Here is a 26727-nt window from a genome sequence, read left to right as displayed (position 1 = left end):
CGGCATTCCGACCCACGTCTCCTGAAAGGCTCTGTTCATGCACCTCTTGAAGCGCGCTGAAATGCTCAACGTCATCGACACGCTGGCCACCGACTACCTCAAGGGCAAGGTCCGGGCGATCCGTCTGTCGGTGATCGCGCTCCTTTCCGGCGGGCACATCCTGCTGGAAGACATACCGGGCCTGGGCAAGACGACCCTGGCCCTCGCCCTGGCACGGGCCCTGGGGCTCTCCTTCGGCCGGGTCCAGTGCACGAGCGACCTTCTGCCCTCGGATATCACAGGCCTCTCCATCCTCAACAGGGACGAAAACCGCTTTACCTTCATGCCTGGCCCCATCTTCAACAACGTGGTGCTGGTGGACGAGATCAACCGCGTCATGCCCAAGACCCAGAGCGCGCTTCTGGAGGCAATGGAGGAGCGGCGGGTCACGGTGGAAGGCACCACCCACCCGCTGCCCGAGCCTTTCCTGGTCATCGCCACCCAGAACCCGGTGGAGCAGGTGGGGACCTATCCGCTCCCCGAATCGCAACTGGACCGCTTCGTGGTCCGCAGCGGCATCGGCTACCCGCCCGAGGCCATCGAAAAGGCCATCATCAAGGGAGGGAGCATCCGTGACGGCATCCGCCACCTGGAGCCGCTCGTGACGGTTGACGACATCACCGAGGCCCAGCGGACGGTCCGCGAATCCATCTACCTGTCCGACAAGGTTGTTGACTACATCCATGCCATCGTTGCGGCCACCCGCAGCCACCATGCCGTGACGTCGGGCGTTTCCACCAGGGGGGCCATTGCCATGGCCGAAACCGCCAAGGCCCACGCCTATCTGGAGGGGCGCGACTACGTCATTCCCGAGGATGTGAAGGCGATTGCGGCGCCGGTTGGTGCGCACCGCCTGATCCTCGGCTTTGACAACGAGAACCTGGACAAGGGGGAGCTATTACACGCCATCCTCGCCACCATACCCGTTCCGCTGGCCTGAGGCTGACCCGGCCCGGCATCGCCTATATCGCCATAACGCTCCTGATCGGGTTCGCTGCGGTCAACACCGGCAACAACCTCCTGTATCTCATCGTTTCGGCGCTGCTCGGTTTCATGACTGTTTCCGGAGTTGCGGGATGGCTCAATATCCGCGGCCTCGCGCTCCAGGTGCGCCTGCCCGACGAGATCTATGCCAGCCAGGAGACCTTTGCCTATCTGGTCATTGCCAACCGGAAGCGTTTCGTGCCCTCGTTCCTGTTGCGCGTGGCAGTGGAGGGGGGCGGCTGGGCCGACTTCAGCCTGGTGGAACGGCAGTCCGACGAAGCCGGTTCTGCCGCGATCAGGTTTTCCCGCAGAGGGATCGTTACCCTGGGGCGAGCCGTGGTGAGCTCTCCCTTTCCCATTAATTTTTTTGTCCGATCAACGGTCCTCCCCCTGGATGTTCGCGGCGTTGTTTTCCCCTCGCCCCTTCCATGCGCCGGTTTTCCCGTTCTGCCGGAGCAGGCGGGAAGAGGGGGGCGCGAGAGCCTTTCCCCCGGTTACGAAGGGGAAGTGGACCGGATTTCCGACTATACGGGCACGGAGCCGTTCAGGTTGATCCATTGGCGCCTTTCGGCACGCCACGGTTCTCTGAAGGTGAAAGGGATGACCGCTGTTGCGGACGAGCCGATCATCCTCGATCCGGACCGCTTGCCGGGCAGTGACCGCGAGGAGCGCCTCCGGTGCGGGGTCTGGCTCGTAAACCGGGCCATCCGGGCAAACCGTCCCGTTGGTCTCTCGGTCGGCGGACGGACCATACCCCCTGATACTTCGCGCGCCCATCGGCTCAGACTGCTCACGGAACTGGCACTCCATGGTTTCCGTTAAGACCGTTATCACCATTCTCGCCTACCTCGTGGCGGTTCTCGGGTATCTCCCCGTCGTGCTCCATGCGGACTGGCCAGCGCGACTCGCGGCCCCGCTGGCCCTGGCGCTGGGCATCGCATTTGATCGCCGGGGACGGCATCCTCTGGCCGGCATTCCGGCGACACTGTTCACAGTCGTCGCCTTTGCGGCGTACTTACTCCAGTGGAGCCGCTCCAATCCGGCAGCGCCGGTCGTGAACTTCCTCGTCATGCTGCTGGCGGTGCGACTGGTCAACGAAAAGAGTCCGCGAAACCTTCTCCAGATATTCGCGCTTGCCCTTTTCCTCCTGGCAGGGTCATCGCTCTTCAGTCTGAGCGCCCTGTTTCTGCTCTATCTGACGCTCCTGCTGGCCCTTATCGCTATCGCGCTCGTTCTTCTGGCCTTTCATAGCGTCGACGAAGGCATCAGCCTCACCTCCCGCGCGCTCAGGCGCGTGGTCGCGGCGGCCCTTGCCATGCCCGCCGCGTCGCTGCCGCTTCTGCTCGTTTTTTTCGCCATCCTGCCGCGGCCCCAGTTTCCGCTCCTCAGTTTTCTGAATGCCCCGGGCGAGATAACAACGGGGCTCAGCGAGCGCGTGGAGCCGGGCACGTCCTCCAGCGTCGCCGCTGCCCACACCGTCGCGTTCAGGGCCGAATGCGAGAGGCTGGAGCGGAATGCGCTGTATTGGCGGGGGCTGGTCCTGGATACGGCGACCCCCACCGGATGGGTGCGCGGGGCGACCCCGACTGCGGATTCACCCGCCCAGCCGCAAGGAAGGGCCGTGCGGCAGGTGATCTATCCCGAGCCCTCGCGCACCACCTACCTGGTGGGACTCAACATGCCGATTCGCATGGACGGAGTCCGGAGCAGGCAGGCCAACGATGGTACCTTTGTCAATCGGGGACGTCCGGGGGGACGGATCAGGTATGAGGTGCAGTCGGTGGTGTCCGACACTATCGCCGTCAGGGGGACGGTGGACCGAAATCACTACCTGAAGCTGCCCGAGCGGATCTCCGGCCGAACCGTTGACCTGGCGCGCCGGTTGGCCGTTGGTGCAGCGGACGATGCGGCCAGGCTCGACAGGATCGAGGCGTGGTTTCGTGATGCCGGATTCTCTTACGCCACCACAGGGCTTCCGGTCGCGGACGATCCGGTCGATGCCTTTCTCTTTGGCAGTAAAAAAGGGCACTGCGAGTTTTTTGCATCATCGTTCGCACGGCTCTTACGGGTGGCGGGCGTGCCGGCGAGGCTGGTGGGAGGCTACTACGGCGGGGAATATAACGAACTGGCCGGCTATTATCTGGTCACTGAAGACCGCGCCCATGTCTGGGTGGAAGCGTTCATAGACGGCCGCGGCTGGGTCATGATCGACCCGAGCGCCTTTGCCGTCAACTTCGACCGGGTGGGTGAAGCCTCCAGGCCCGGCATGCTCGGCAGAATGACCCGCATGGTCGACTCGCTCTCCTATCTCTGGATTCAGGTGGTCATCACCTATGATCTCCAGAAACAGGTCGAGCTTGTCCGGACGGCAAACAGCCGGTTCAAAGGGCTGCGCATGCCGAGGGATGCACGCCTGGTCACGGCGGTGACAATCACGGCCCTGGCGGCGTTGGGTGGCGTCTTGGTTACTCGCCGTCACAGGCCTGCCGGCAGGGAGAAGCGGCTCATGAAGCGCTTCCTGACCAGGCTTGCCCGCTGCCACGGCCTTCCCCGGAGCCCGGATCCCTCGCAGGGACTGTCTGAAATCGTCGCGGAGCTGGACGATCCGGCGGCAACGGAGTTCGTTGCCGTTTACAGTGGAGCGGTCTACCACGACCGGCGTCTCACCCCGGATGAGATCCGACGCCTTGAGCGATTGATCAAAGACATCGGCGGAAAGCATGAAAGCAGCCCATAGTGCATGCAATTACGCCATTTCACGGGGCGTCCGGGCTTGACAAGGTACACTCTTTCCTTTAGGTTACAAGTACATGTTTTTTGACCTTCCCAGACAACGGATGGACGGTGAGCTCCAAGAAAGATAAACATCTCGACAGTGCCCAGAAGTTCCTTATCAAGGGACAGGTCGACCGGGCTATCCGTGAATACGAGCAAGCGGTAACACTTGACCCCAAGGATGTGCGGGTTCGGCAGAAGTACGCCGAACTGCTGGTCCGCACCAACAGGAAGGGCGAGGCTTTGCGGGAGTTCGAAGTCATCGGCAAGTTTTACGCCGACAACGGTTTCTTCCTTAAGGCGATCGCAGTCTACAAGCAGATCCAGAAGATTGATCCCGCCAATTCGGCACATCCCTCACCCTTGCCACCCTCAATGAAAAGCAGGGACTTGTCGGCAATGCCCTGGCCGAATACAAGGCAGTCTACGAGGTCTACGAAAAGAGCGGGCAACTCCGTGAAGGGGTGAAGGTCCTGGAGCGCATGCACTCCCTGGACCGGGAGAACATCACTATCCGCCTGAAGCTGGCCGACACCCGGAACAAGATCGGCCAGACAGATGAAGCCTATCAGGAGTTTACCACCCTGGCCCGCGAAATCAGAGCGCGGGGCGATGCCGCTGCCTACGGACGCATCTGCGAACGGATCGGGCAGCTCTTTCCGCAACGGAAGGAGTTTCTCCTCATGGTGGCCGAAGATGAACTGGCCGCCGGCAACCATGGGGCCGCTCTCCCCCTGTTGAAGCAGTTCGTGGACGACGAGCGCTTCAATCCGCGCGCACTCTACCTCCTGGCCGACGCTTCCCGGGCAGCGGGCGACCTGAAAACCGCTTCGGATGCATACAACCGCATCGTGCTCAACTACCCCGGAGAGCTTACCGCCTGCAAAGGGCTCCTGTTCTGTCTGCGTCATCGGGGTGATGTGGATGAGGCGCTCGGACTCCTGAAGCGCTTTGAGGCCGAATTCCTCAGCCAGGAGCCCGAGACCCTTGAACAGTTCTACCTGTCGCTCCAGGAGATCGCTCCCGATAACGGGGCCATTACCGAAGGGCTGCGCAGGGTTCGCGGGACAGCCGACGAGGATGGTGCGGTTGCCGGAGAACAGGAGCAGGAACCCGCATCGTTTTCTGAAAATTCGGCACCCTCGCCGGATGGCTCGCCCGCTGTCCCTGAATCTCCCGTTGCCTGTGCGGCGGAAGTCGACTTCGATTCCGATGAATCCTTGTGGGAAGAAGAGGTTGAGATCGGGCTTGAAGTCGACGGCGATGCCGACCTTGAAGAGATCGAGCTCGAAGTTTCCGTGCCGGACGAATCGACCGATTGGCTTGCCGGCCCCGAAAACGAGGCAGCTTCATTACCGGACGGCTCGTCCCTTGATTTCACTGAGGATGAACTGAACGATCTTGTGCCGTCTCCACCGTTCGTATCGCCGCCCTCCGGTTCTAAGGGGGACAAATATGGTCTTGACGGCTTTTTTTCGGCATTCAAGAAAGGGGTGGGTGAGCAGCTCGAACAGGGTGACACCGAAACCCGGTACAACCTTGGCATCGCCTACAAGGAAATGGGGCTGTACGACGATGCTATTGCCGAGTTCAAGGCCGCGTCGCAAGACCCTCGCCGCCTCGTGGATTGCATCACGCTTCAGGGGATATGTTACCGGGACAAGGGTGAACCGGGAAGGGCTGAGGAGCTGTTCAGTTCGGGGCTGATGCTGTCGGAGCTTTCGCCGGAGGAGTTTCTCTGTCTGACCTATGAATTGGCCCTTACCCACGAGCAGAAAGGGGACGTGGATAAGGCCCTTGCCGAATATCGCAAGATTGCCGACATCGACCCCGCTTTCCGTGACACGGCCGGCAAGCTGGAGCACCTGGACCACGACGGTTTTGCCGATGTGGATCTCGTGGACCTTGAGGAACCCCCGTAACGCTGGTTACGAAAAGAGCAGTCCCCGGGGCGCCACAAGGCGAACCGGCGCCAGAAACAGCTCGCTGGTATAGCTGTCAGGCAGGGGAGGCAAGGGGTTGGCCGCCTGAACCGCCTGGAGAATCAACCGGTCATAGGCCGGGCTCCCCGTACTCTTCACCAACTGCACGTCAACCATCTCACCGCTTTTCTTCATCACAATGGTCAGCATCGCCTCCGAGCGGCCCAGTTCCATTCCCGACGCGCTCGCAACCGTCCACCACCGTTCGTTTATGGTTTCCAGAAGCGTGAAGTAATATTCACGGACATCGCTTCTCAGGGACTCGCCTTCGGCTATGCCGCGGAAAAAGCCGCGGGACATGCCCAGCGAAAGGGGCGAGGGAGGCGCCTGCACCACCGGCGATGGCGGCGGCTCAACCGCCCGGGGCGGCGGCGCAGCTTCTTCGGCGGGCGGTTGCTCGTTTTCCACCGGCAGGCTCATGTCGCTGGCAACAACAGGTTCGGGTACGGGAGCTGGCAGGCTGTCCGGCGGTGATGGTGCAACAGGGCGAATCTCGCTGCCGGACAGGTCCACGGAAACAACCTGCATCCCTTCCACGCCAGCCACGTGGCGCGGCAGGAGTGACGTCACGGAATAGAGCGCTCCGTGCAATGCAAGAGAGAGGGCGATGGTCCAGAGCATCGGCGCATCGCTTCGTCTTGTCTGTGTCAACTGGTCCATGGGCTGGCTCCCAGGCGGAATGGATGTGGTACGTGGTCATTCTACCTTTTTCCCTAAGGCCGTGACAACCCGATTTCTCGTTTACCTTTCGGATTTTGCGACAAAAAAAGGGGGCCGAGGGCCCCCTTTGTCATTTCCATATGTTGGCGCTTAGTTGTTTTGCGCGTCGACAACGGCAATGGCTGCCATGTTGACGATATCCATGACGTCGTCGCCGCGCTGCAGCACGTGTACCGGTTTTTTCATCCCCATGAGAATCGGCCCGATCGCATCGGCGCCGCCGAGGCGGGTAAGAAGCTTGTAGCTGATGTTGCCCGAGTTCAGGTCGGGGAAAATAAGGACATTTGCCCCCCCCTTGAGAGTGGCAAAAGGATAGTGGGCCTCCAGAATGTCGGGCACCACGGCGGTGTCGGCCTGCATCTCGCCGTCGATCATCAGTTCGGGCGCCCGCTGCTTGACGATCTCCACCGCCCGCTTGCACTTGAGCGCCTGGGGATGATTGACGGAACCGAAGTTGGAGAAGGAAAGCATGGCGATGCGCGGGTCGAGATCCAGAAGCCGCGCCTTCTCGGCCGCCAGTATGGCGGTTTCGGCCAGTTCCTCCGCGGTGGGCTCGATGCAGACCGTGGTATCGGCCAGCAGGAAGATTCCCCGCTTGAAGACCATCAGATACAGCCCGTGGACGCTGGAAAGCCCTTCCTGCTTGCCGATCACTTCAAGGGCAGGGCGAATGATGTCTGGGTAATGGGCATCGATCCCCGAGAGCAGGGCGTCCGCATCGCCGTGGCAGACCATCTCGCAGCCGAAATAGGTGCGGCCCCGGCGCCGGATCATGCGGCGGGCCTCGGACAGGGTGATCCCTTTCCGCTGCCGCTGCTCGAACAGGGCCTGGGAGTAGCGCTCGGTGTCGGGGCTGTCGTCCGGGTCAATGATGGTGACGCCGCCATTAAGGTCAAGGTTGAGCTCCTCGATCTTTTTGCGGATCTCCTCCCGATTGCCCAGAAGGATCGGATAGGCGATCCCCTCCTCGATCATCACCTGTGCGGCCCGGAGGATCTTTTCATTCTCTCCCTCGGGGAGAACGACCCGCTTGGGATCGGTCTTCGCCTTGTTGATGATGAGGCGTAGAGTCTCCTTGGCCTTGCCCTGGAGCGTTTCCAGGTGCTCCACATACTTTTCCATGTCGGCGATGGGCTGGCGGGCAACCCCCGATTCCATGGCAGCCCTGGCAACGGCAGGCGCCACCCTCAGGAGCGCCCGGGGGTCAAAGGGTTTCGGAATGATGTACTCGCGTCCGTAGGCGAATTTTTTGTTGCCGTACGCCCGACAGACCGAGTCCGGGCAGTCTTCCTTGGCAAGTTCGGCCAGGGCGAGCACGCACGCCTTCTTCATGGTCTCGTTGATGGTGGTGGCCCTCACATCGAGTGCGCCACGGAAGATGAAGGGGAAACCCAGAACGTTGTTCACCTGGTTGGGATAGTCGGAACGACCGGTTGCCATGATGGCGTCGGCACGGACTGCCGCCACCTCCTCGGGGGTGATTTCTGGATCGGGATTGGCCATGGCGAAGATAATCGGGTTGGGCGCCATGTCCCGGACCATTTCGGGGGTGAAGGCACCCTTGCTGGAGAGGCCGTAGGCCACGTCGGCGTTTTTGAAGGCATCTTCCAGGGTGCGGTCTTCGGTTTCAACGGCGAAGCGCTCCTTGTACTCGTTCATGCCGGCGGTACGTCCCTTGTAGATGACACCCTTGGTGTCGCAGAGGATGATGTTTTCCTTCCGCGCACCAAGTTCAACCGCCATCTGGGCGCAGGCGATGCCGGAGGCACCGGCGCCGTTGACCACGATCTTGATGTTTTCGATCTTCTTTCCGACCAGTTCAAGGGCATTGATGAGGGCTGCGCCGGAGATGATGGCGGTGCCGTGCTGATCATCGTGGAAGACCGGAATGTTCATGGTCTCCTTGAGCTTTTCCTCGATGTAAAAGCATTCCGGGGCCTTGATGTCCTCAAGGTTGATGCCGCCGAAGGTCGGTTCCAGCAACTGGCAGACTCTGATTATTTCGTCAGCGTCCTTGGTGTCCACTTCGATGTCGAAGACATCTATATCGGCAAAACGCTTGAAGAGAACACCTTTACCCTCCATGACCGGCTTGCCGGCCAAGGCGCCGATGTCACCGAGACCGAGCACGGCCGTGCCGTTTGACAGCACAGCCACCAGGTTTCCCTTGGCGGTATATGTATAGACATCTTCGGGGTTCTTTTCGATTTCAAGACAAGGCTCGGCTACGCCGGGTGAGTAGGCAAGGGAGAGATCGCGCTGGGTAAGGCATGGTTTTGACGGAATTACCTCGATCTTGCCTTTTCTTCCTATGGAGTGATAATCAAGGGCGTCCTGCTTTTTTCTCATGTGGTGTTCGCTCCTTTCGCGATAGGTACGTTTTAGTAATGCTAAAATTTGTTCTGGTATGTCGCTGCGAGACCAACACGGTTTTATCGCCCGCGTTTTTATTGAAATTAAACAACCTTATTCTTAGGTTCAATGCTTTGTCAAGGGATAATTACAGCTATACTAAAAAATCATTCTATTTCTGTGTGGACACTGAAGAGGCGTGGCATGCTTGTAATTTAGAGCATTTTCACGGATAATCCCGGGGAAAATCGACCGGGAGCTTCAGGCTCCCAAAGGGAGGACCCGTCGTGGAACGTGTCTGGGCGCCCTGGCGCATGGAATACCTCGTGGATGAAAAACCCGCCGGATGCATTTTCTGTCCCACTAACGGACAGGCCAGCGACCGGGATCGGCTCATCCTTCACAGAACACCGTTATCTCTCGTGATGCTGAATCGCTACCCCTACACCAATGGTCATCTCATGGTGGCCCCTCTGCGCCATACCGCAGACATGGATTCCCTGTCCGAAGCGGAAATGCTCGATCTGTTCCGCACGGTCCGGCTTTGTCGCTCCATCCTCCAGGATGCGGCCAGCCCCAATGGCTACAATATCGGCATCAATCTGGGGAAAGCGGCCGGGGCCGGAGTTGACGACCATCTCCACATCCACGTGGTGCCCCGCTGGAACGGCGACACGAATTTCATGGGGGTCGTAGCGGATCTGCGGATAGTGCCGGAAGGGCTTCTGGCTGCCTGGGATCGCTTGGCACCCCTGTTTCCCCGGGAGACTCCATGATCCGCCCGGCGTTCATCGGCATGGATATCGGCGGGACCAATCTGCGGATGGGGCTCGTGGATGCAGCGGGAACGATTCATTTCCGCTACAGGCAGAAGACCGATATCCATGAGGGGAGAGCCGCCTTTTACGACAAACTCGCCCAAGGGGTAGGCATTCTCAGAGAGCATGCGGTTCAGGCGGGATTTCGCATCGTGGCCGTGGGTGCCGGCGTGCCGGGGCTTGTGGCCAATGACGGGCATATTCACGTATCGGTGAATCTTCCAGCCATTGACAGCATCAATCTCCGCCACGACCTGGAACGCATCAGCGGCCTGCCGGCAACGATAGCCAACGATGTCAATGCCACCGCGTACGGCGAGAAATCCTTCGGCGCAGGCCGCGAGTTCGACTCGTTCCTGATGGTTACCCTCGGCACGGGCGTCGGGGGAGGGCTCGTCCTGAACGGACGGCTGTGGACCGGTATCGACGGCGTGGCCGGCGAGTTCGGCCATGTGACGGTCGAGCCCCAGGGTACGCCTTGTCCCTGCGGCAACCGGGGTTGCCTCGAGCAATATGCCTCTGCCACGGCCATAGCCTCAGCCGCGCGAAACGCCATGATTGCGGGGCTATATATGCCGGCCGACGGGTCTGCGGCGCGGCTCACGACCCAGGACCTTGCCCGCCTCGCCCAGGAAGGGGATGGGGCAGCAGCGGAATTTTTCGCCGAGGCGGGACGCTATGTGGGCATGGCAACGGCATCAATGGCCAACGTACTCAACCTGGAGGCACTGATCGTTGGGGGAGGTGTCGCGGCAAGCTTTGATCTGATCAGGAACTCCATTGAGCGGGAGGTTCGTGCCCGGGCCTTTCCGATTCCGGCCGAGCGGCTCGCGGTGGTCCGTGGCGCGTTGGGCGATGACGGAGGGCTTCTGGGAAGCGCTGCGCTGGCGCGGGATGAATTCGATATCTGAGAGTGCGTTTGCATAGTGATCAACGACGGGGAGGAATCATGGCGCGTAAAATAGGCATACTGACCGGAGGCGGAGACTGCCCGGGGCTCAATGCGGTGATCAGGGGAGTTGTCAAGAGCTCCATTATCCGGCGCGGCTGGGAAGTGGTCGGTATCAGGGACGGATTCGACGGCCTGCTCTACAACAACAGAATCGTACCGCTCGGCCTCAATGAGGTACGCGGGATACTTCCCCGCGGCGGAACCATCCTCGGCACGTCGAACCGTGGCAATCCTTTTTCATATCCTGTTGAAGTGAATGGTAAAATCGTTTTAACCGACGTGTCGGACGAGGTGGTCGCGAACATCAAAAATCAGGGGATCGACGCACTTGTGGCAGTTGGGGGGGACGGCTCGCTCAAGATCGCCCTAGAGCTCATGAACAAAGGAATTCCCGTTGTGGGCGTGCCGAAGACCATTGACAACGATCTGATGGAGACCGATGTCACCTTCGGTTACAACACCGCCCTGGAAACCGCAACCGATGCCCTGGACAAGCTTCACTCCACGGCCGAGAGCCACCACCGGGTCATGATCATGGAGGTCATGGGACGCTATGCCGGCTGGATCGCGCTCGAATCGGGCATCAGCGGCGGCGCGGACGTGATTCTCATTCCCGAGATACCCTACGATATCAGCACGGTCTGCCGTGCGGTCGACGAGCGGCGTAGACGGGGAAGTGCTTTCAGCATCATCGTGGTGGCTGAGGGGGCGTTCCCGCGCGGCGGCAGCCGGGTCGTGCAGAAACGGGCCGATGAAACGAACACCATTGAGCGGCTCGGAGGGGTCGGCCAATACGTGGCCCGGCAACTGGGGGACTGTCTCGACATGGATGTTCGCGTCATGGTCCTGGGCCATCTTCAGCGGGGCGGTTCGCCATCTACCTTTGATCGCTGCCTCGGAAGCCGCTTCGGCGTTGCCGCCGTAGAGCTCATCGAACAGGAACAGTATGGACGGATGGTCTGCCTGCGCGGCCGCGACATCAAATCGGTATCCATCGAAAGGGCGGTGCGGAAGCTGAAACTGGTGAACCCCGGCGGCCAGATGGTGACTGCGGCAGAAGAGCTCGGCATCGTGGTGGGGCGGCGGTAGGGAGTTGACATCGACCGGACCGCGATATAGAGTGCACTCGTTTTTTCTTAAGAAATCCTTTTTACCGCCGATGTAATACGTAATGCATCCGAGCCGAACCATCGGCATGGCCGGCTCGATGCCGCCCGTTGCCGGGTAATGCGCACAATGGAGGGATATCCACATGGAATCCGGTGCTGTATTCAAAAACAGGAGCAGCCTGTACGGGGTTCTCGGCTGTGCGCTGGGAATCGGCGCTCCCATTGCCTGGACCTTTATCCGCCTCATTTTCTTTTCCGACCCCGGCCAGCCCCTCCTGGGGCAGGTATTCTCCGATATTACCCGGTCAACCTACCAAGTAGCCCTCTATACGTACATGGGAATGGGCACTGCCCTTGTCCTGGCCGTGGTGGGGCACCATATCGGAAAGACGAGCGACGAACTGCACAAGCGCGCCGCCGAACTGAACCTGCTGCATCAGGAAGTCGCGTCGCAAAAGGAAATATTTGAAAACCGCTATCGGATTCTCGACAACAACATCAAGAATTTTCACCAGATCAGCAGCAAGATTCAGAAATCCATTGACGTGGACGAGGTCCTGCGGCTGTGCGCCGAGGGACTCCACGATGTTCTCGGCTACGAGCGGGTCAACATTCTCATGGCGGATGCCGCGCGGGCCTCGCTTTCGTTCGTGGCAGCCGTGGGCACCTCTGACTTCAACCTCGCCGGCGTTTCGCTGCCCCTGGATCAACGGGGTGGGGTGATCAGCAAGTGTTTTACCGACCGCCAGCTCTACATGATCGACGACATCAGCGCCTATCCGACGGATTTCCGGCTCCAGCCCCCCTTTGACGCCATCAGGGCCCTCAGATCCAAAAGCTTCGTGATCTGCCCCATCGTCGTCAAGGGGGAAGCCATCGGTGTTTTCGCCGTGGACAACCGTTCGAGCCGCCGTTCGCTCAACGATACGGACGTGGACACCATCAAGCTCTTTGCCGACCAAGCCTCGTCGGCGATTGTCCGCATCAACCTGCTCAAGGCTATCGGGACGCTGACGTCGGAACTGGAAACCACCTTTGCCGATCTGCTCAAGAACCGCGATCATTACTCCCGCTACGTGGTCAACCTGAAGGAAGCGGTCAACTCCGTGGCCGACGGCACCGCCCACATCGCTTCAGCGTCCGAGAGCGTTCTCTCGGCGGTGGATGAGACGAGTTCCGCCGTGAGCAATATCTATGTGGCCATTGAGCAGGTAACGCGGAACATCGACTACCTGTCGGAGTCCATCGACAAGTCGGTGTCGGCCATGGAGGAGCTGAACTCTTCCATCAAGAACGTGGAGCAGAGCGCCGCCATCTCGCACCAGGTATCGAGCACGGTCAAGGAAAAGGCCGACAGCGGCCGGGCCGTGGTGGATGAGACCATCCAGGCCCTGGACGAGATCCAGCGTTCGGTTGACCAGTCCTTCGAGGCCATGAAGCGCCTTTCCGAGAACAGCGGCAAGATCGAAAGCATTGTCGGCGTGATCAACGACATCACCAAGCGAACCAACCTCCTGGCACTGAACGCGTCCATCATCGCGGCCCAGGCGGGAGAGTACGGCAAGAGCTTCGGCGTCGTGGCCGACGAGATCCGCAACCTGTCGCTCCAGACCGGCCAGTCCACCGGGGAGATTACCGGCATTATCGAGGAAATCATGCGGGAATCCCGCTCCGCGGCCCAGAACATAACCGCCTCCAAAGACTTGGTCCAGCGAGGGGTCGAGTTGGGCGGCATCATGGGGCAGTCGCTTCAGGTCATTCACGAGAGCTCCACCCGCTCCATGGACATGACCCACGAGATCAAGACCGCCACCGAGGAGCAGGCGCGCAGCGTCCAGTTGGTCACCAACTCCATCGAGAACGTGAGCAGCATGAGCACGCAGATCTACAAGGCCTCCAAGGAACAATCCGATGCCGCCATGAGCATTGTCCGCTCCGTTGACACCATCAAGGAGATGGCCCAGGAGATGGTGAGGGCAACGGTCAAGCAGGTCGAGGACGGGTCGGAGATCAAGAAATCGGTGGAGGCGGTCGGCGAGATGGTAACGCGAATCTTCGAGGACATGGAAGTCCGGCGCGAGGAGAGCGGCGAGGTGGTAAAAGAGCTCGAATTGATGAAGAAGATCGCCAGTTGATTTAAATAGTTCTGGACAAAACCACGTTATTTGTAGTATTCGTGCAGTATTCTGATGACGGCCCGCAACCCAGGTGGAGCCGTCATCCTTTTTTACGGATATACTGCCTGGATTCACGACTGAACCGGGACGGAAGGCGATAGCCGCACCGACGAGGATGGGTGAGCATTCCCTTCCATGGTCGTTTTCGTGCGCCTCCGGACCCCGGTGGCGCATTTGTTATTTGACAGGGGACAACCACGGTGAACCGCGCGAAAACCATCCTCGATATCCAGAAAATGAAGGCGACGGGCGAGAAGATAACCGTCCTCACCAGCTACGACTATCCCTTTACCCGCATCATGGATGAATGCGGCATCGACATGATCCTGGTGGGAGATTCGGTCGGCGTCGTCTTTGCCGGCCACGACAACACCCTGCCGGTTACCGTGGACGACATGCTCTATCACACCCGCGCCGTTACCCGGGCCAGACCCAAGGCACTGGTGGTTACGGATATGCCGTTTCTCTCCTACCAGACCGATCTGCGAGATGCCCGCATCAACGCCGGACGCCTGGTCAAGGAGGGGGGAGCCGAAGCGGTGAAGCTGGAGGGCGGAGCCCACGTGACGGACACCATCAGGGCCATCGCCGACATGGACATCCCGGTCATGGCCCACATCGGACTTACCCCCCAATCGATTCACCGGATGGGGGGCTACAAGGTGCAGGGCAAGAAGGAGGAGCAGGCCCAGCGATTGCTGGAAGACGCCCTCGCGGTCCAGGAAGCGGGAGCCTTTGCCGTGGTCCTGGAAGGGATTCCGCTCACGCTCGCCGGCCGCATCACCGCAGAACTCTCTATTCCCACCATCGGCATCGGTGCCGGTCCCCACTGCGACGGCCAGGTCCTCGTCATCCACGACATCCTCGGCCTGTGCGAGAAATACTCTCCCAAATTCGTCAAACGCTATGGCGACGCCCGTACGCTCATTTCCGACGCGGTCGCGTCCTACATCTCCGAAGTCAAGAAAGGGGAATTCCCACCGAGGGGCATTCATTCAACTGACATGCGCATCATAGATTCTGTTGCCGACATGCAGGCGTTTTCCCGCAACGCCCGGCGGTCGGGGAAAACCATTGCCCTGGTCCCCACCATGGGCTATCTCCACGACGGTCACGCCTCGCTCATGCGCGAGGGGCGCACCCGCGCGGACATCCTGGTGGTGAGCATCTTTGTCAACCCGACCCAGTTCGGCCCCAGCGAGGATTTCACCACGTACCCCCGCGACCTGGAGCGGGACCGGCAGGTTGCCGCAGCGGCCGGGGCGGACGTGATCTTCGCCCCCCGGGCCGATGACATGTACCCTGCCGGATTCCAGACCTATGTCGATGTGGAAAAGGTGACGCTTCCTCTCTGCGGAGCGAGCCGTCCGGGACACTTCCGCGGGGTGACCACCGTCGTGGCCAAGCTCTTCAATATCGTCATGCCCCACACGGCGTTTTTCGGCAAGAAGGACTTCCAACAACTGGCCGTAATCCGCCGGATGGTTGCGGATCTGAACATGGATCTGAGCATCGTGGGCATGCCCATTATCCGCGAGCCGGACGGATTGGCAATGAGCTCCCGCAACGCCTACCTGGGGCCGCAGGAGCGCACCAACGCCCTCTGCCTCAATCGGTCCCTTGCCGCCGCACGAAACCTGTTCACCCATGGCGAGCGGAGCGTCGCGCGCCTGCGCGAAAAGGTGCTGCGGATAATCACCGAAGTACCTGGCGCCGCCATCGACTATGCTGATTTCCGTGACAGTGAAACCCTTGAGGCGGTGGAAACGGCCAATGAAAAGACACTTCTCGCCCTGGCCGTGAAGATGGGAACAACGAGGCTGATCGACAACTGCGTTCTGGGTGAGGAGCAGTAGTTGTCTGTGCCTGCGGGCAGCCTGACCACTGCCTGCCCAGAGGATGAAGCGAACCATGCCGAAAAATCGTGACGCAGCTCGTGCCAGCCTTGAGAACCTCTACCGGATCTTCACCGTGCCTGAAGCACCCGATTCGACCCTCGGTGCCATCGATCAGGCCATATCCGGCGATGTCACCGGCTTCCTGCAGACCCATATCGTTGCCATCGAGCGCGATCTGGAAGATATCGAAGCGAATTTTTCCTCCTTCGCCATTCCGGAAGAACCTACCTACGTTTCCGAATACACCGAATTCGTCAAAGAGAACCTCGTCGCCCACTCGGTTCATACCGCCTCGCCGGCGTTCGTCGGGCACATGACCTCGGCGCTCCCGTACTTCATGCTGCCGCTGGCGCGTCTTATGACCGCCCTCAACCAGAACGTGGTCAAGGTGGAGACATCCAAGGCCTTTACGCCGATGGAACGGCAGGTCCTCGCCATGCTCCATCATCTGGTGTATCGCCGCGACGAAGACTTCTACCCATCATGGATTCATAACAGCCGGCATGCCCTGGGTGCCTTCTGCTCCGGCGGTACCATCGCCAATATCACGGCCCTGTGGGTGGCACGCAACCGTCTGTTTGCCCCGAACGGAGCATTTCGCGGCATTGCCCGGGAGGGGCTGGCCCGTGCGCTCAAGCATCGCGGCGCGGACGGCATTGCCGTGCTCGTCTCCGAACGGGGGCACTACTCCCTGGGAAAGGCGGCCGACCTGCTCGGCATCGGCCGGGACGATCTGGTCAAGGTGAAAACCGAAGCGAACAACCGCATCGACCTCAAGGCACTGAGAGAAGAGTGCCGGCGCCTCCAAGACCGGAACACGCTCCCGCTGGCGCTGGTCGGCATCGCCGGAACCACCGAAACCGGCAACGTGGACCCTCTGGAGGCGATGGCCGATCTTGCCCAGGAACTTGGCTGTCATTTCCATGTGGACGCCGCCTGGGGTGGACCGACCCTTTTTTCCGATCGCCACCGCTCCCTGCTCAAGGGTATCGAGCGGGCCGACTCGGTCACCATTGACGGGCACAAGCAGCTCTATGTGCCCATGGGGGCGGGAATGGTCGTCTTCAAGGATCCCACCGCCCTGTCAGCCATCGAGCATCACGCCAACTACATCCTGCGCCACGGTTCCAAGGATCTGGGCAGCCATACCCTGGAGGGATCACGGCCGGGGAAGGCGATGCTGGTACATGCCGGTTTCTCGATCATTGGACGCAAAGGGTACGAACTGCTGATCGACATGGGGATCGAACGTGCTCGCACCTTTGCCGACATGATCAGGCAGCATCCCGATTTCGAACTGATCAGCGAACCGGAACTGAATATCCTCACGTACCGCTACTGCCCGGCCGCCGTTCAGCAGACCTTGCACGACGTGACGGACCGGGAACGCGCCGATATCAATGCGCTCCTCGATCAGGTCTGCCAGTTGCTGCAGAAATTCCAGCGCGAAGCCGGGAAAACCTTTGTCTCCCGGACACGGCTGCATGTGGCGCACCATGACCGGGAACTCACCGTGTTGCGCGTCGTCCTGGCCAACCCGCTGACAACCAACGAGATTCTGGAGTCCGTACTGGCGGAGCAGTGTGAACTCGTGCAATTGCCGGAGATTCAGGCAGTGCTGCAGCAGGTGGAAGAGCTCTGTACCGGTCTGGCAAAAGCCGCCTCATGGTAGAAGCATGACGTTCTGTTTGTGCTGCCGAGCGGGATGATTGACTAAGCGAGGATCAGTCCGATGGAGCTCTACGCCGCCTCATACCTTGTGCCCATTTCATCGCCCCCCGTCGCCGGCGGCGCGCTAGCCGTGGACAATGGCCGGATAGTTGATACGGGCACGCTCGCCGAGCTCCGCGCCCGGTACGGCTGTCCTGTTCACGACTTTCCGGGCTGCGCCATTCTTCCCGGCCTCGTCAACGCCCATACCCATCTGGAGCTTACCCACTTCCCGTCATGGAAAATCCGCAAGGGAATCGACTACTCGCCCCGGACGTACGTGGACTGGATCATCCAGGTAATCAAAATCCGCCGGGCCCTGACGCGGCAGGAACTGGAACTTTCCGTACGGGAAGGGCTGCGTATCTGCCTTGAAGCGGGGACCACGGCCATCGGCGAAATTCTCACCGACCGGTCGCTCCTCCCTCTGTATGCCGGCTCCGGCCTGGCGGGGCGGCTCTTCTTCGAGGCCATCGGCCACGATCCGGTCCGCAGCGCCGAGCTCATCTCGGAGCTTGGCACTGCCGTGGCTTCTTTTCCCGCCGGAGACTTTCTGCCGGGCCTCTCGCCCCATGCCCCCCACACCGTTTCCGAACAGCTCCATCAGGATGTCCGCCGGCTTGCGGAAAAACACAACGTGCCGCGCATCATCCATCTGGCCGAATCCCGGGAGGAGAGTGATTTCTTCTTCGATTCGACCGGGAATATCGCTGAGCTGCTCTATCCCCACGTCAGGTGGGAGTCGTACCTCCCCGCCCCGAGACGTGCTACCGCAACCGCCTGGCTCGACGGCCTCGGCGTGCTCGGTGGCGACATGTCGGCGGTCCATTGCGTTCATCTTACGCCGTCGGATGCCGAAACCCTTGCCAAGCGCGGCATCGGCATTGTGCTTTGCCCCCGGAGCAATGAGAAGCTTGCCGTGGGGCGCGCACCTGTCGCCTTTTTGAAAAAGCTCGGCATTCCTCTTTCCTTGGGCACCGACTCGCTGGCCAGCAACGATTCCCTCTCCCTGTGGGACGAAATGCGCTACCTCCTCGATCTCTTCCCGGACGTCTTCACCCCGTCGGAGGTCCTTGCCATGGCGACCCTCGGTCCGGCGCGACAACTCGCTCTTGCCGACTGGGCAGGGTCCCTTGAGAAGGGCAAGCGTGCCGACCTGCTCGTCATTAAACTCCCGGATCCACAGAGCACCGGCGAGGGGCTCCACGAAGCCGTTATCGGCAACGGGGAGCTTATCCATGTGATTCTGTCCGGCAGATTCACCGACCGGCCAGAGCACCGCTAAACCCCATCAAGTAACGGACAATCACAGTCCTTTTTACTCCTTGCAATGATTTCACCATATCTGCTAGTATCATTTGCATGGGAGAAAAGCTGATCTGCAATAACAAGAAAGCGTTTCACGATTTCTTCATAGAAGAGCGTTTTGAAGCGGGAATGGTGCTGAAGGGGACCGAGGTGAAATCCCTGCGCGACGGCAAGGCAAACCTCAACGACTCCTTTGCCTTGATCCGTAATGGTGAAATCTTTCTGCACAATCTCCACATCAATCCCTACGCGTTCGGCAACCGGGAGAACCACGATCCTGACAGGCTGCGCAAGCTCCTGATGCATAAGAAAGAGATCGAAAAGCTCTTCGGCAAGATCCGCGAAAAGGGATACTCGGTTGTTCCGTTGCGCCTCTACTTCAAGAATGGCCTCGCCAAGGTCGAGTTGGGACTTGCCAAGGGCAAGAAGCTCTATGACAAGCGGGAAGACATGAAGAAGAAAGACCAGTCGAGGGAGATGGCCCAGGCCCTCAGAGAAAAGAGCAAGAGTCACTGAACAGAGTTTACAAGGGGGTGTACAGGTTTCGACGGGGATAGGAAGCTGATGGTTGCATGCCGAGGTCCGGGCTGGCCTCGTTAAAAAGCCCGGGGCGAATTACACGCCGATAATTACGACTACGCTGTAGCAGCTTAATAACCTGCTACCGATCCGCTGAGCCTCTCCCACGGGTGAAGATGGATCGTCATTTTTAGTGGGATAGTTGAGGGGAGGGTCCACGGCCCCAAGGCGAAACCTTAGTGGAATCGCTTCCCGGAAATCCCTGCCAGGGGAGAGTCGGGCGGCTAAATTAAATCCTGGCATAAGCATGTAGACGCCTTCAGTGTATGATCTTCGGACGCGGGTTCGATTCCCGCCACCTCCACCAATTAAAAATCCATCGCAATCCAAGATGGTCAGGAAACCCGCTCAAAAGGCGGGTTTTTTGTTTGTTCTGTGTCCGTAGAGGTCCGATTTGGGGTATTGACATCTAGGGGTAGTGGGGGTAGAAAAGGAGCAGTTCTACCCCCATTCTATTTTCTCTACCCCCAAAATGGAGGAAGTCCCATGGCCCTTACCGATGTCAAGGCCCGCAACGCCAAACCGCGCGAGAAGCAGTTCAAGCTGTTTGACGGCGACGGTCTTTTCTTGCTGGTGATGCCGAACGGGAAAAAAGGCTGGCGCTTCAAGTATCGTTTCGGCGGGAAGGAGAAGCTTCTCTCCTTCGGAACCTATCCCGAGGTGAGCCTGGGCGAGGCCAGGGAAAAGAGATTGGCGGCCAGGAAGCAGGTTGCAGCGGGGATCGATCCGGCGAGGTACGCAAGGCGCAGAAGGAGTCGGCCGCTCAGGAACTGGACAGCTTTGAAGTCGTGGCCCGGGAATGGCACGGCAAGTTTAGCCCAACCTGGGCGCAGACCCACGCCGATACGACACTGCGTCGCCTGGAGCGGGACGTTTTCCCCTGGCTGGGTGGTCGTCCCATCGGCGACATCAAGGCGCCGGACGTGCTGGCGGTGCTGCGTCGCGTCGAGGCACGGGGAGCTCTGGAGACAGCCCACCGGGTCAAGACCATCTGCGGGCAGGTCTTCCGCTATGCCGTCGCCACCGGCCGTGCCGAGCGCGATCCGGCCGCCGATCTGAAGGGTGCGTTGCCACCGGCCAAGAAAACCCACCTGGCAGCGATTACCGAGCCGGCCAAGGTCGGGGAGCTTTTGCGGGCGATCGACGGTTATCAGGGGTCCTTCGTGGTGAGGAGCGCCATGCAACTGGCTCCCCTGGTCTTTGTTCGTCCCGGTGAATTGCGGCTGGCCGAGTGGTCCGAAATCGATTTTGACGCCGCCGAATGGAACATTCCGGCCGAACGGATGAAGATGAAGGAGGCACATCTCGTTCCCCTGTCGACTCAGGCCCTCAATATTCTTCGTGAGCTTCATGCCCTGACCAGTCCCAGTCGCTACCTGTTTCCCAGTGCCCGCTCAAATGCGCGGCCTCTGAGCAATAACGCCGTCAATGCCGCCCTGCGGCGCATGGGATATGACAAAGACGAGATGACCGGCCACGGTTTTCGGGCCATGGCGCGCACCATTCTTGACGAGGTGCTGCAATTCCGTCCCGATTTCATCGAACACCAGTTGGCCCATGCCGTGCGCGACCCGAATGGTCGTGCCTACAATCGGACGGCACACCTGTCCGAACGGAAGAAGATGATGCAGAGCTGGGCCGATTACTTGGACGATTTGAGGGCTCCGAAAGAAAAGTCTCTGGGCTGAGAGTAGCCCTGATTTTCGCTCGTCCCGAAAATAATCCCTTCCTTTCCCCTCTGGGGCGCAACACAGTCCTTTCCTGAGTTGCCCGCGATCATTCCCCGGTGCACCACCTGTGCCGTCCTGCCCCCGAAACCTGGTGCGTTTCGGACGGACAAGAATCATAGTGTCCGTCTTCGACCAGGAATTCCTTCCCCCTCCCCCCATCTTTGTGACAAGTGCAAGAAAAACCGCATCCAGTCGAAGGTGAACAACAAGGAGGAATGAAGTGTCTAGAAATCCGCTCCCGGAAACCGGTTACCTGCGCCTGAGCCAGATCATCGGTTCGCCCAAATCCGATCCGCCGATTCCACCCATCATCCCTGTATCCAAAAGCACGTGGTGGGCAGGGGTAAAAAGCCGCCGATTTCCAGCGCCAGTGAAATTGGGGCCCCGGACCACGGTCTGGCACGTGAGGGATATCCGGGCACTCATCGAGGGCACATATCGTTCCGCAGGCGGTGCTGGTCCGCAATCGACGGAGGAGTAGATGCCGGCACCCGGGGATATCTACAACCCCTGGCGGATGTTCAATGGCTGCTTCATCCCCAACGCGGTTCTGAGGTGCCGGGACCTGTCCGCCAGGGCAAAACTGGTCTTTGGCCGGCTCTGTCAATATGCCGGCGAGAACGGCGAGGCCTTCCCGAGTTACCGTGCTCTCGCTCAGGAGGTCGGGGTCGAACGGCGGCGGGCAATCAGCGCCGTCCGGGAGCTGGAAGATTTCGGGTTGATCCGGACAGTCAGCCGCTGGCGGAATGATGGGGCACCTTCCTCCAATGTCTACGTTTTCCTCTGGCACAGCATTTTTCAGGAGCAGCTGGAGGCATGCCCCCCTGGTGTTCAAAAGGACACCAGGGGTGGTGTCGTTTCGGAAACTACTCCCCGGTGTCGATCCGGACACCATGTGGTGCAGGCAAAGACACCCAAAGAGATTCAGACAAAAGAACCAGCTATTGAAGAGACAACAACAGAAGCCATCCGCCCGCTGTTGGCCGGAACGCCGCTGGATGGCCTCGCCGATCGGGAGCTGCTGGCCTTGGCGCGCCGGCACGGCCAGCAGCTGCTGCAACTGGCCGCCGATGTCGCCGCCGAAACCTGGCGCCGCGATCGCGGGGAGATTGGTAATCCCGGCGGATACCTGCAATCCCTTTGCTCCTCCCTCGTCATCCCAGGCTGGTATGAGCCGGCCGCGGAGCGTCAGGCCAAGGCCATGGCCTTCCGGGAGAAGAAGAGGAGAGATCTGCAGACTATTCAAAAGGAGAAGAAAGAGGCCGACCAACAGGCCAGGCGAAGGGAGGACTACTGGCGCTCCCTCACCGCCCAGGAGCGCAACCGGTTCCTGGCCCTTGTGACATCGGCCTATCCGAATCTGCAATTGCCGGCGGTCGCCATCACGGCCACGGCAAAATCATTGGCCTGGGAACAGCAAGCACCCCTTGAATCGATCACAGGAGGAACTCATGACTGACTTTAAGAACGGCGCGCAACTGGCGGGCGTGCCGGAAAAAATGATCTGGAAGATGCACCGCATGGGACTCGTCGCCAACCCCCTGCAGGATCAGGAGCTCGCCGCCCTGAGGATGATCAGCTACATCTGGCGCTCCGCCTGGTTCCTGCGCATGGCCCTTTCGGGGTTTTCCCACGCCCGCCGCATGGAGCTTTTTCTGAAGCCGGAGCTGAACCGGGTCGAGCGCTACATCCTGAAGTGCTACCTCAATGCGGCCGAGGGGAAGCGGATCCACACCAAGGACATCATCGGCCTGGTCGACCATTACCTTTCGGTCAAGGTCACCCCGCAGCAGGTCAAGCGCATCCGCTCCATGGCCTACGAGATCCGACGCGGCCGGCGGCTTGATCCGACGGGCGGGTAGGGAAGGGGCGCGGCAGGCCCCATCGGTCTCTGGAAAAAGTGAAAATTCTTGTCTGGAAAAACGACAATCAATAAAGGTTGATATTGTCTTTGGGATTTTTGGTCCCCCTTTTCGGTACAGGTTCGCGAATTTTACCGAAGATTTCAACAACATTCGTCTTTGCCCATCGCATAGCACATGTTATATTCCCGAGTGGCTTTAAGAGGGTGATGCGCGCCCGGCGCAGGTCTTCCTACTCCCAAACGGCTGAGGTTGAGAATGAACCAACAACCCGAGGACTTTCCGGAACGGGTCAAAGACGTGCGGCGCCAACTGGGGCTCTCCCAGGAAGAACTGGCCCATGCCCTGGGGGTGAGCTTTGCCACCGTGAACCGCTGGGAGAATGCGAAGACGGTGCCGTCGAAGTTGGCGAGGCGTCAATTTGCCAGCTTTTGTGAGGACCAGGCAATGCAGGGCAAGCTTGAAATGAGCGGGAACAAGTAATGACCAGACAACATACGGATCTCACCTTCTTCACCAACGATCAGCACCAGACCCTTCTGGATCGTTTCAAGGCAACCCTTGCCGATACGCGGCTGTTCGATGTTCTGGTAGGGTATTTTCGATCCAGCGGTTTTTACCAGCTACATGACAGCATCGAACCTGTCGGGAAGACACGCATCCTGGTCGGTCTGGGTATCGACGAGGAATCCTCCCGGGCGCTGGATGCCTACCGCTCCCAGGCGGTTCTCGATTTCGAATCGCACAAGGGTGCCAAGACCCAGTTCCAGGACAATCTGATCGAGGAGATCGAGCGGGCCGAAGAGCCGGATGACCGACTGGAATTAGGCCTGAGAAAATTCATTGAATTTTTGCAGGCCGATAGTTCCGAACCGAGTGCCGACCTTGCCCGTGGGGGTAATGGCAAGAAGCTTGAAATCCGTGCCTTCCCATCCAGAAATATCCACGCCAAGGTTTATATCGGTCGGTTTGCCCCGGATGACCGGGACTACGGCTTTGTCATCACCGGATCGAGCAATTTCTCTTATTCCGGCCTGGTAGCGAACAGGGAGTTCAATGTCGAACTGAGACAGCGGCGAGATGTCGAATTCGCACTCGCGCAATTTGAGGAGCTCTGGCAGCAGTCGGTCGATATCTCCGAAGAGTTTGTCGATGCCGTACTGAAAAAAACCTGGCTGAATGATTCCATCACCCCTTACGAGCTCTATCTGAAGCTCATTTATGAATATCTGCAGGAAGATATCAATCTGCAGGACAACATCGAAATATTCCTCCCGGAAGGATTCATGTCGCTGCAGTACCAGCAGCAGGCGGTGCAGCAGGCCATGAAGAGGCTCAACGAGCATAACGGCGTCTTCCTCGCCGACGTCGTGGGTCTGGGTAAAACCTTCATCGCCGCACAATTGCTGCAGCAGATCAAAGGGCGGATTCTGGTCATCTGCCCGCCGGTCCTCAAGAGCTACTGGGAGGAAAGTCTCCACGATTTCCGTGTGCCGGCCCGGGTCGAATCCCTGGGCAAGTTGGAAAAGGTCATTCGGTTCGGTCTCGATCGCTTCGACTACGTGGTTGTGGATGAAGCGCATCGTTTCCGCAACGAGACCACACGGTCCTATGCCGACCTGCTCGATATCTGCCGTGGCAAAAAAGTCATTCTGGTGACAGCCACGCCGCTCAACAATACCATCGACGACATTTTCGCCCAGCTCAAGCTGTTCCAGACGCCGAAAAATTCCACCATCCCCGGAATCCCCAACCTGGAGCGGTTTTTTGCTGCCTTGCGAGGGCGCTTCAAAGGGCTGGACCGTACCGATCCGGCTTACAAGGAGACCATCAAGGAGGTCTCCCGCGAGATTCGCGAACGCATCCTCAAACATGTCATGGTCCGGCGCACCCGTTCCGACGTCATGACCTACTTCAAGAAAGATACGGAAAACCAGAGGCTCTTTTTCCCCGAAGTGCAGGACCCGCGCCGGATCGTTTACGAGTTTGAAGGACGCCTGGAGACCATATTCAACCAGACCATCGGCCTGCTTCACGAATTCCGTTACGCCCGCTACATCCCCCTGCTTTATTACACCGGCAGCAGGCAGCTCTCCGAATTTGAACGCCAGCAGCAGCGCAACGTCGGCGGGTTCATGAAGGGGATTCTGATCAAGCGCCTGGAGAGCAGCTTTTATGCGTTCCGCAAGAGTGTCCGCCGCTTCATCGAATCCTACGAGCGGTTTGTCGCCATGTACGATGGCGGGACGGTCTATATCAGCAAGGACATCGATGTTTACGACCTGCTCGATAACGACGATGTCGATGCCCTTGAGCACTACGTCGAGGAGGAAAAGGCGCAGAAATATCCCTCCGAGGATTTCCGAAGCGACTTCATTTCTGACCTTCGGCACGACCTGCAGCTCCTTCGCCAAGTGGAGAAGTTCTGGAAGGGCGTCGATCAGGATCCGAAGCTTGACGCCTTCAGTGCTCAGCTCGACAAGGATCGGGTGCTGAAAGACCGCCGTCTGGTTGTTTTCACCGAATCGAAGGAGACCGGCGATTATCTTTTCGAGCGAATCAATCAGCTCTACCCCGGCCGCGTCATGTTCTTCAGCAGCCAGGGAGGGCGGGCCGGCAGCCCGGCCGTGACCCACAACCCGGCTTTCGCCCGTGATCTGATCAAGGCCGCCTTCGATCCCAACCAGAAGGAAAGCGACGACAAGCTGCGCATCCTGATCACCACGGATGTGCTCTCCGAGGGGATCAACCTGCATCGGGGCAACGTGCTGATCAACTATGATCTGCCCTGGAATCCGACCCGGGTGCTGCAGCGGGCCGGGCGGGTCAACCGCCTGGGGACCGAGCATCCAGACATCTACATCTACAACTTCTTTCCGACCACCCAAGCCGACTCGCATCTCGGGCTGGAGGCCAACATCACCAACAAGATCCAGATGTTCCACGACATTCTCGGGGAGGATGCCAAGTATCTTTCCGACGGCGAAGAGATCGGCAGCCAGGAGCTGTTCGATACCTTGAACCGCAAACAGGCCTATACCGGTGAGGAGCAGGAGGGGGATTCCGAGCTGAAATATCTGGAGATGATGCGGGTGCTGCGCGACGAAGCGCCGGAGCTGTTCGAGAGGATCAAGCGTCTGCCGAAAAAAGCCCGGTCCGGTCGCCGGGTGGACGACCTCGCTGCTGACCAACTGGTGACCTTCTTCCGAATCGGTCCGCTGAAAAAATTCTACTGCAACCAGGCCGGCGAGAGTGCCGAGATCACCTTCTTCGAGGCGGTCAACCTGCTGGAATGTTCTCCCGAGACGCCCCGGCAAGCGATTCCGAAGGATTATTACCACTGGCTGGAGACCAACAAGCAACGCTTTGCCCAGGACACCCTTCAGGACGATGAGCCGGCCGGTTCCGCTGGCGGGCGCTCCAATGCCGCCTATATCGAGAAGCGCCTGAAGGACAAGGTGTTCCGCAACTGTAAGAAGTTCACCGACGCCGATGAAGAATTCCTCGAAGGGGTGCGCAAGATGATCGCCCAGGGGTTGATGGCCAAGAAGATCGCCCAAACCATCAAGAAGGCTTTCGAGAAGACCCTCGATCCGCTGGAGCTGCTCGCCATCCTGCGCAAGCATATCCGCTCGGTGGATGAAGGAAACAATCGTCAATCGGGGCGCTCTTCCGGTGCACGGAGGGAGATCATCCTTTCCGGGTATCAGATTGCGGGAGGCGGGGAGTAAT

The 26727-nt window shown here is 59.6% G+C and carries 17 protein-coding genes, 1 other RNA gene and 3 pseudogenes; 19 read left to right on the top strand and 2 right to left on the bottom strand.

Features of this window, described 5'->3' with window-relative positions:
- The first annotated feature begins 37 nt into the window (after window positions 1-37).
- The 4 genes and pseudogenes from A2G06_08560 (at window position 38) to A2G06_08545 (ending at window position 5720) form a co-directional block, all read left to right on the top strand.
- Window positions 38-979, top strand: a complete 942-nt coding sequence (locus tag A2G06_08560) for an AAA family ATPase (GenBank protein ID ANA40338.1) — start codon at window positions 38-40, stop codon at window positions 977-979.
- Window positions 976-1845, top strand: a complete 870-nt coding sequence (locus A2G06_08555; protein ID ANA40337.1) for a hypothetical protein — start codon at window positions 976-978, stop codon at window positions 1843-1845. The genes A2G06_08560 and A2G06_08555 overlap by 4 nt, the downstream gene beginning before the upstream one ends.
- Entirely contained in the window at window positions 1832-3760 is a 1929-nt protein-coding gene (locus tag A2G06_08550) for a hypothetical protein (protein ANA40336.1), read from the top strand. Before A2G06_08555 ends, A2G06_08550 begins: the two co-directional genes overlap by 14 nt.
- A 107-nt stretch (window positions 3761-3867) precedes the next feature.
- Window positions 3868-5720: pseudogene (locus tag A2G06_08545) on the top strand (hypothetical protein).
- 6 nt (window positions 5721-5726) lie between these two features.
- Here A2G06_08545 and A2G06_08540 read toward each other — a convergent pair.
- The gene (locus tag A2G06_08540) at window positions 5727-6440 is read right to left on the bottom strand and encodes a TonB-dependent receptor (protein ANA40335.1); all 714 of its coding nucleotides are present in this window, start codon (window positions 6438-6440) and stop codon (window positions 5727-5729) included.
- 150 nt (window positions 6441-6590) lie between these two features.
- Window positions 6591-8849 (bottom strand): malic enzyme, encoded by a 2259-nt coding sequence (locus A2G06_08535; GenBank protein ID ANA40334.1) that lies wholly within the window; start codon window positions 8847-8849, stop codon window positions 6591-6593.
- Between the two features lie 290 nt (window positions 8850-9139).
- On the opposite strand from A2G06_08535, the gene A2G06_08530 reads away from it, so the two are divergent.
- The 15 genes and pseudogenes from A2G06_08530 to A2G06_08460 all read left to right on the top strand — a co-directional run bounded on the left by A2G06_08530 (window position 9140) and on the right by A2G06_08460 (window position 26726).
- Window positions 9140-9628, top strand: a complete 489-nt coding sequence (locus A2G06_08530) for an HIT family hydrolase (protein ID ANA40333.1) — start codon at window positions 9140-9142, stop codon at window positions 9626-9628.
- Window positions 9625-10581, top strand: coding sequence for a sugar kinase (locus A2G06_08525; protein ANA40332.1), 957 nt, complete (start codon window positions 9625-9627; stop codon window positions 10579-10581). The genes A2G06_08530 and A2G06_08525 overlap by 4 nt, the downstream gene beginning before the upstream one ends.
- Window positions 10582-10619: 38 nt before the next feature.
- Window positions 10620-11711: a 6-phosphofructokinase gene (locus tag A2G06_08520; protein ID ANA40331.1), complete on the top strand. Its 1092-nt coding sequence runs from the start codon at window positions 10620-10622 to the stop codon at window positions 11709-11711.
- 163 nt (window positions 11712-11874) lie between these two features.
- The gene (locus A2G06_08515) at window positions 11875-13866 is read left to right on the top strand and encodes a chemotaxis protein (protein ANA40330.1); all 1992 of its coding nucleotides are present in this window, start codon (window positions 11875-11877) and stop codon (window positions 13864-13866) included.
- 242 nt (window positions 13867-14108) lie between these two features.
- Window positions 14109-14906, top strand: a pseudogene (locus A2G06_08510) (3-methyl-2-oxobutanoate hydroxymethyltransferase).
- 6 nt (window positions 14907-14912) lie between these two features.
- Entirely contained in the window at window positions 14913-15764 is an 852-nt protein-coding gene (locus A2G06_08505; protein ID ANA41636.1) for a pantoate--beta-alanine ligase, read from the top strand.
- 55 nt (window positions 15765-15819) lie between these two features.
- The gene (locus A2G06_08500) at window positions 15820-17478 is read left to right on the top strand and encodes a glutamate decarboxylase (protein ANA40329.1); all 1659 of its coding nucleotides are present in this window, start codon (window positions 15820-15822) and stop codon (window positions 17476-17478) included.
- Between the two features lie 60 nt (window positions 17479-17538).
- Window positions 17539-18801 (top strand): metal-dependent hydrolase, encoded by a 1263-nt coding sequence (locus A2G06_08495; protein ANA40328.1) that lies wholly within the window; start codon window positions 17539-17541, stop codon window positions 18799-18801.
- 77 nt (window positions 18802-18878) lie between these two features.
- Window positions 18879-19340, top strand: coding sequence for an SsrA-binding protein (locus A2G06_08490; GenBank protein ID ANA40327.1), 462 nt, complete (start codon window positions 18879-18881; stop codon window positions 19338-19340).
- Between the two features lie 13 nt (window positions 19341-19353).
- Window positions 19354-19710: a transfer-messenger RNA gene (ssrA, locus tag A2G06_08485) on the top strand.
- Window positions 19711-19889: 179 nt separating this feature from the next.
- Window positions 19890-21091 (top strand): annotated as a pseudogene (locus A2G06_08480) (integrase).
- Between the two features lie 523 nt (window positions 21092-21614).
- Complete coding sequence (locus tag A2G06_08475) at window positions 21615-22592, top strand: hypothetical protein (protein ANA40326.1); 978 nt, start codon at window positions 21615-21617, stop codon at window positions 22590-22592.
- On the top strand, window positions 22585-22995 hold the full coding sequence (locus tag A2G06_08470) for a hypothetical protein (protein ANA40325.1): 411 nt from the start codon (window positions 22585-22587) through the stop codon (window positions 22993-22995). Before A2G06_08475 ends, A2G06_08470 begins: the two co-directional genes overlap by 8 nt.
- 258 nt (window positions 22996-23253) lie before the next feature.
- Window positions 23254-23478, top strand: coding sequence for a transcriptional regulator (locus tag A2G06_08465; GenBank protein ID ANA40324.1), 225 nt, complete (start codon window positions 23254-23256; stop codon window positions 23476-23478).
- Complete coding sequence (locus tag A2G06_08460; GenBank protein ANA40323.1) at window positions 23478-26726, top strand: helicase; 3249 nt, start codon at window positions 23478-23480, stop codon at window positions 26724-26726. Before A2G06_08465 ends, A2G06_08460 begins: the two co-directional genes overlap by 1 nt.
- The last annotated feature ends 1 nt before the right edge of the window (window position 26727 follow it).

The sequence above is a fragment of the Geobacter anodireducens genome (genome assembly GCA_001628815.1).
Lineage (GTDB): Bacteria > Desulfobacterota > Desulfuromonadia > Geobacterales > Geobacteraceae > Geobacter > Geobacter anodireducens.
Note: the sequence above shows the minus strand (reverse complement) of the source record. Positions and strands in the feature narration are given on the sequence as shown.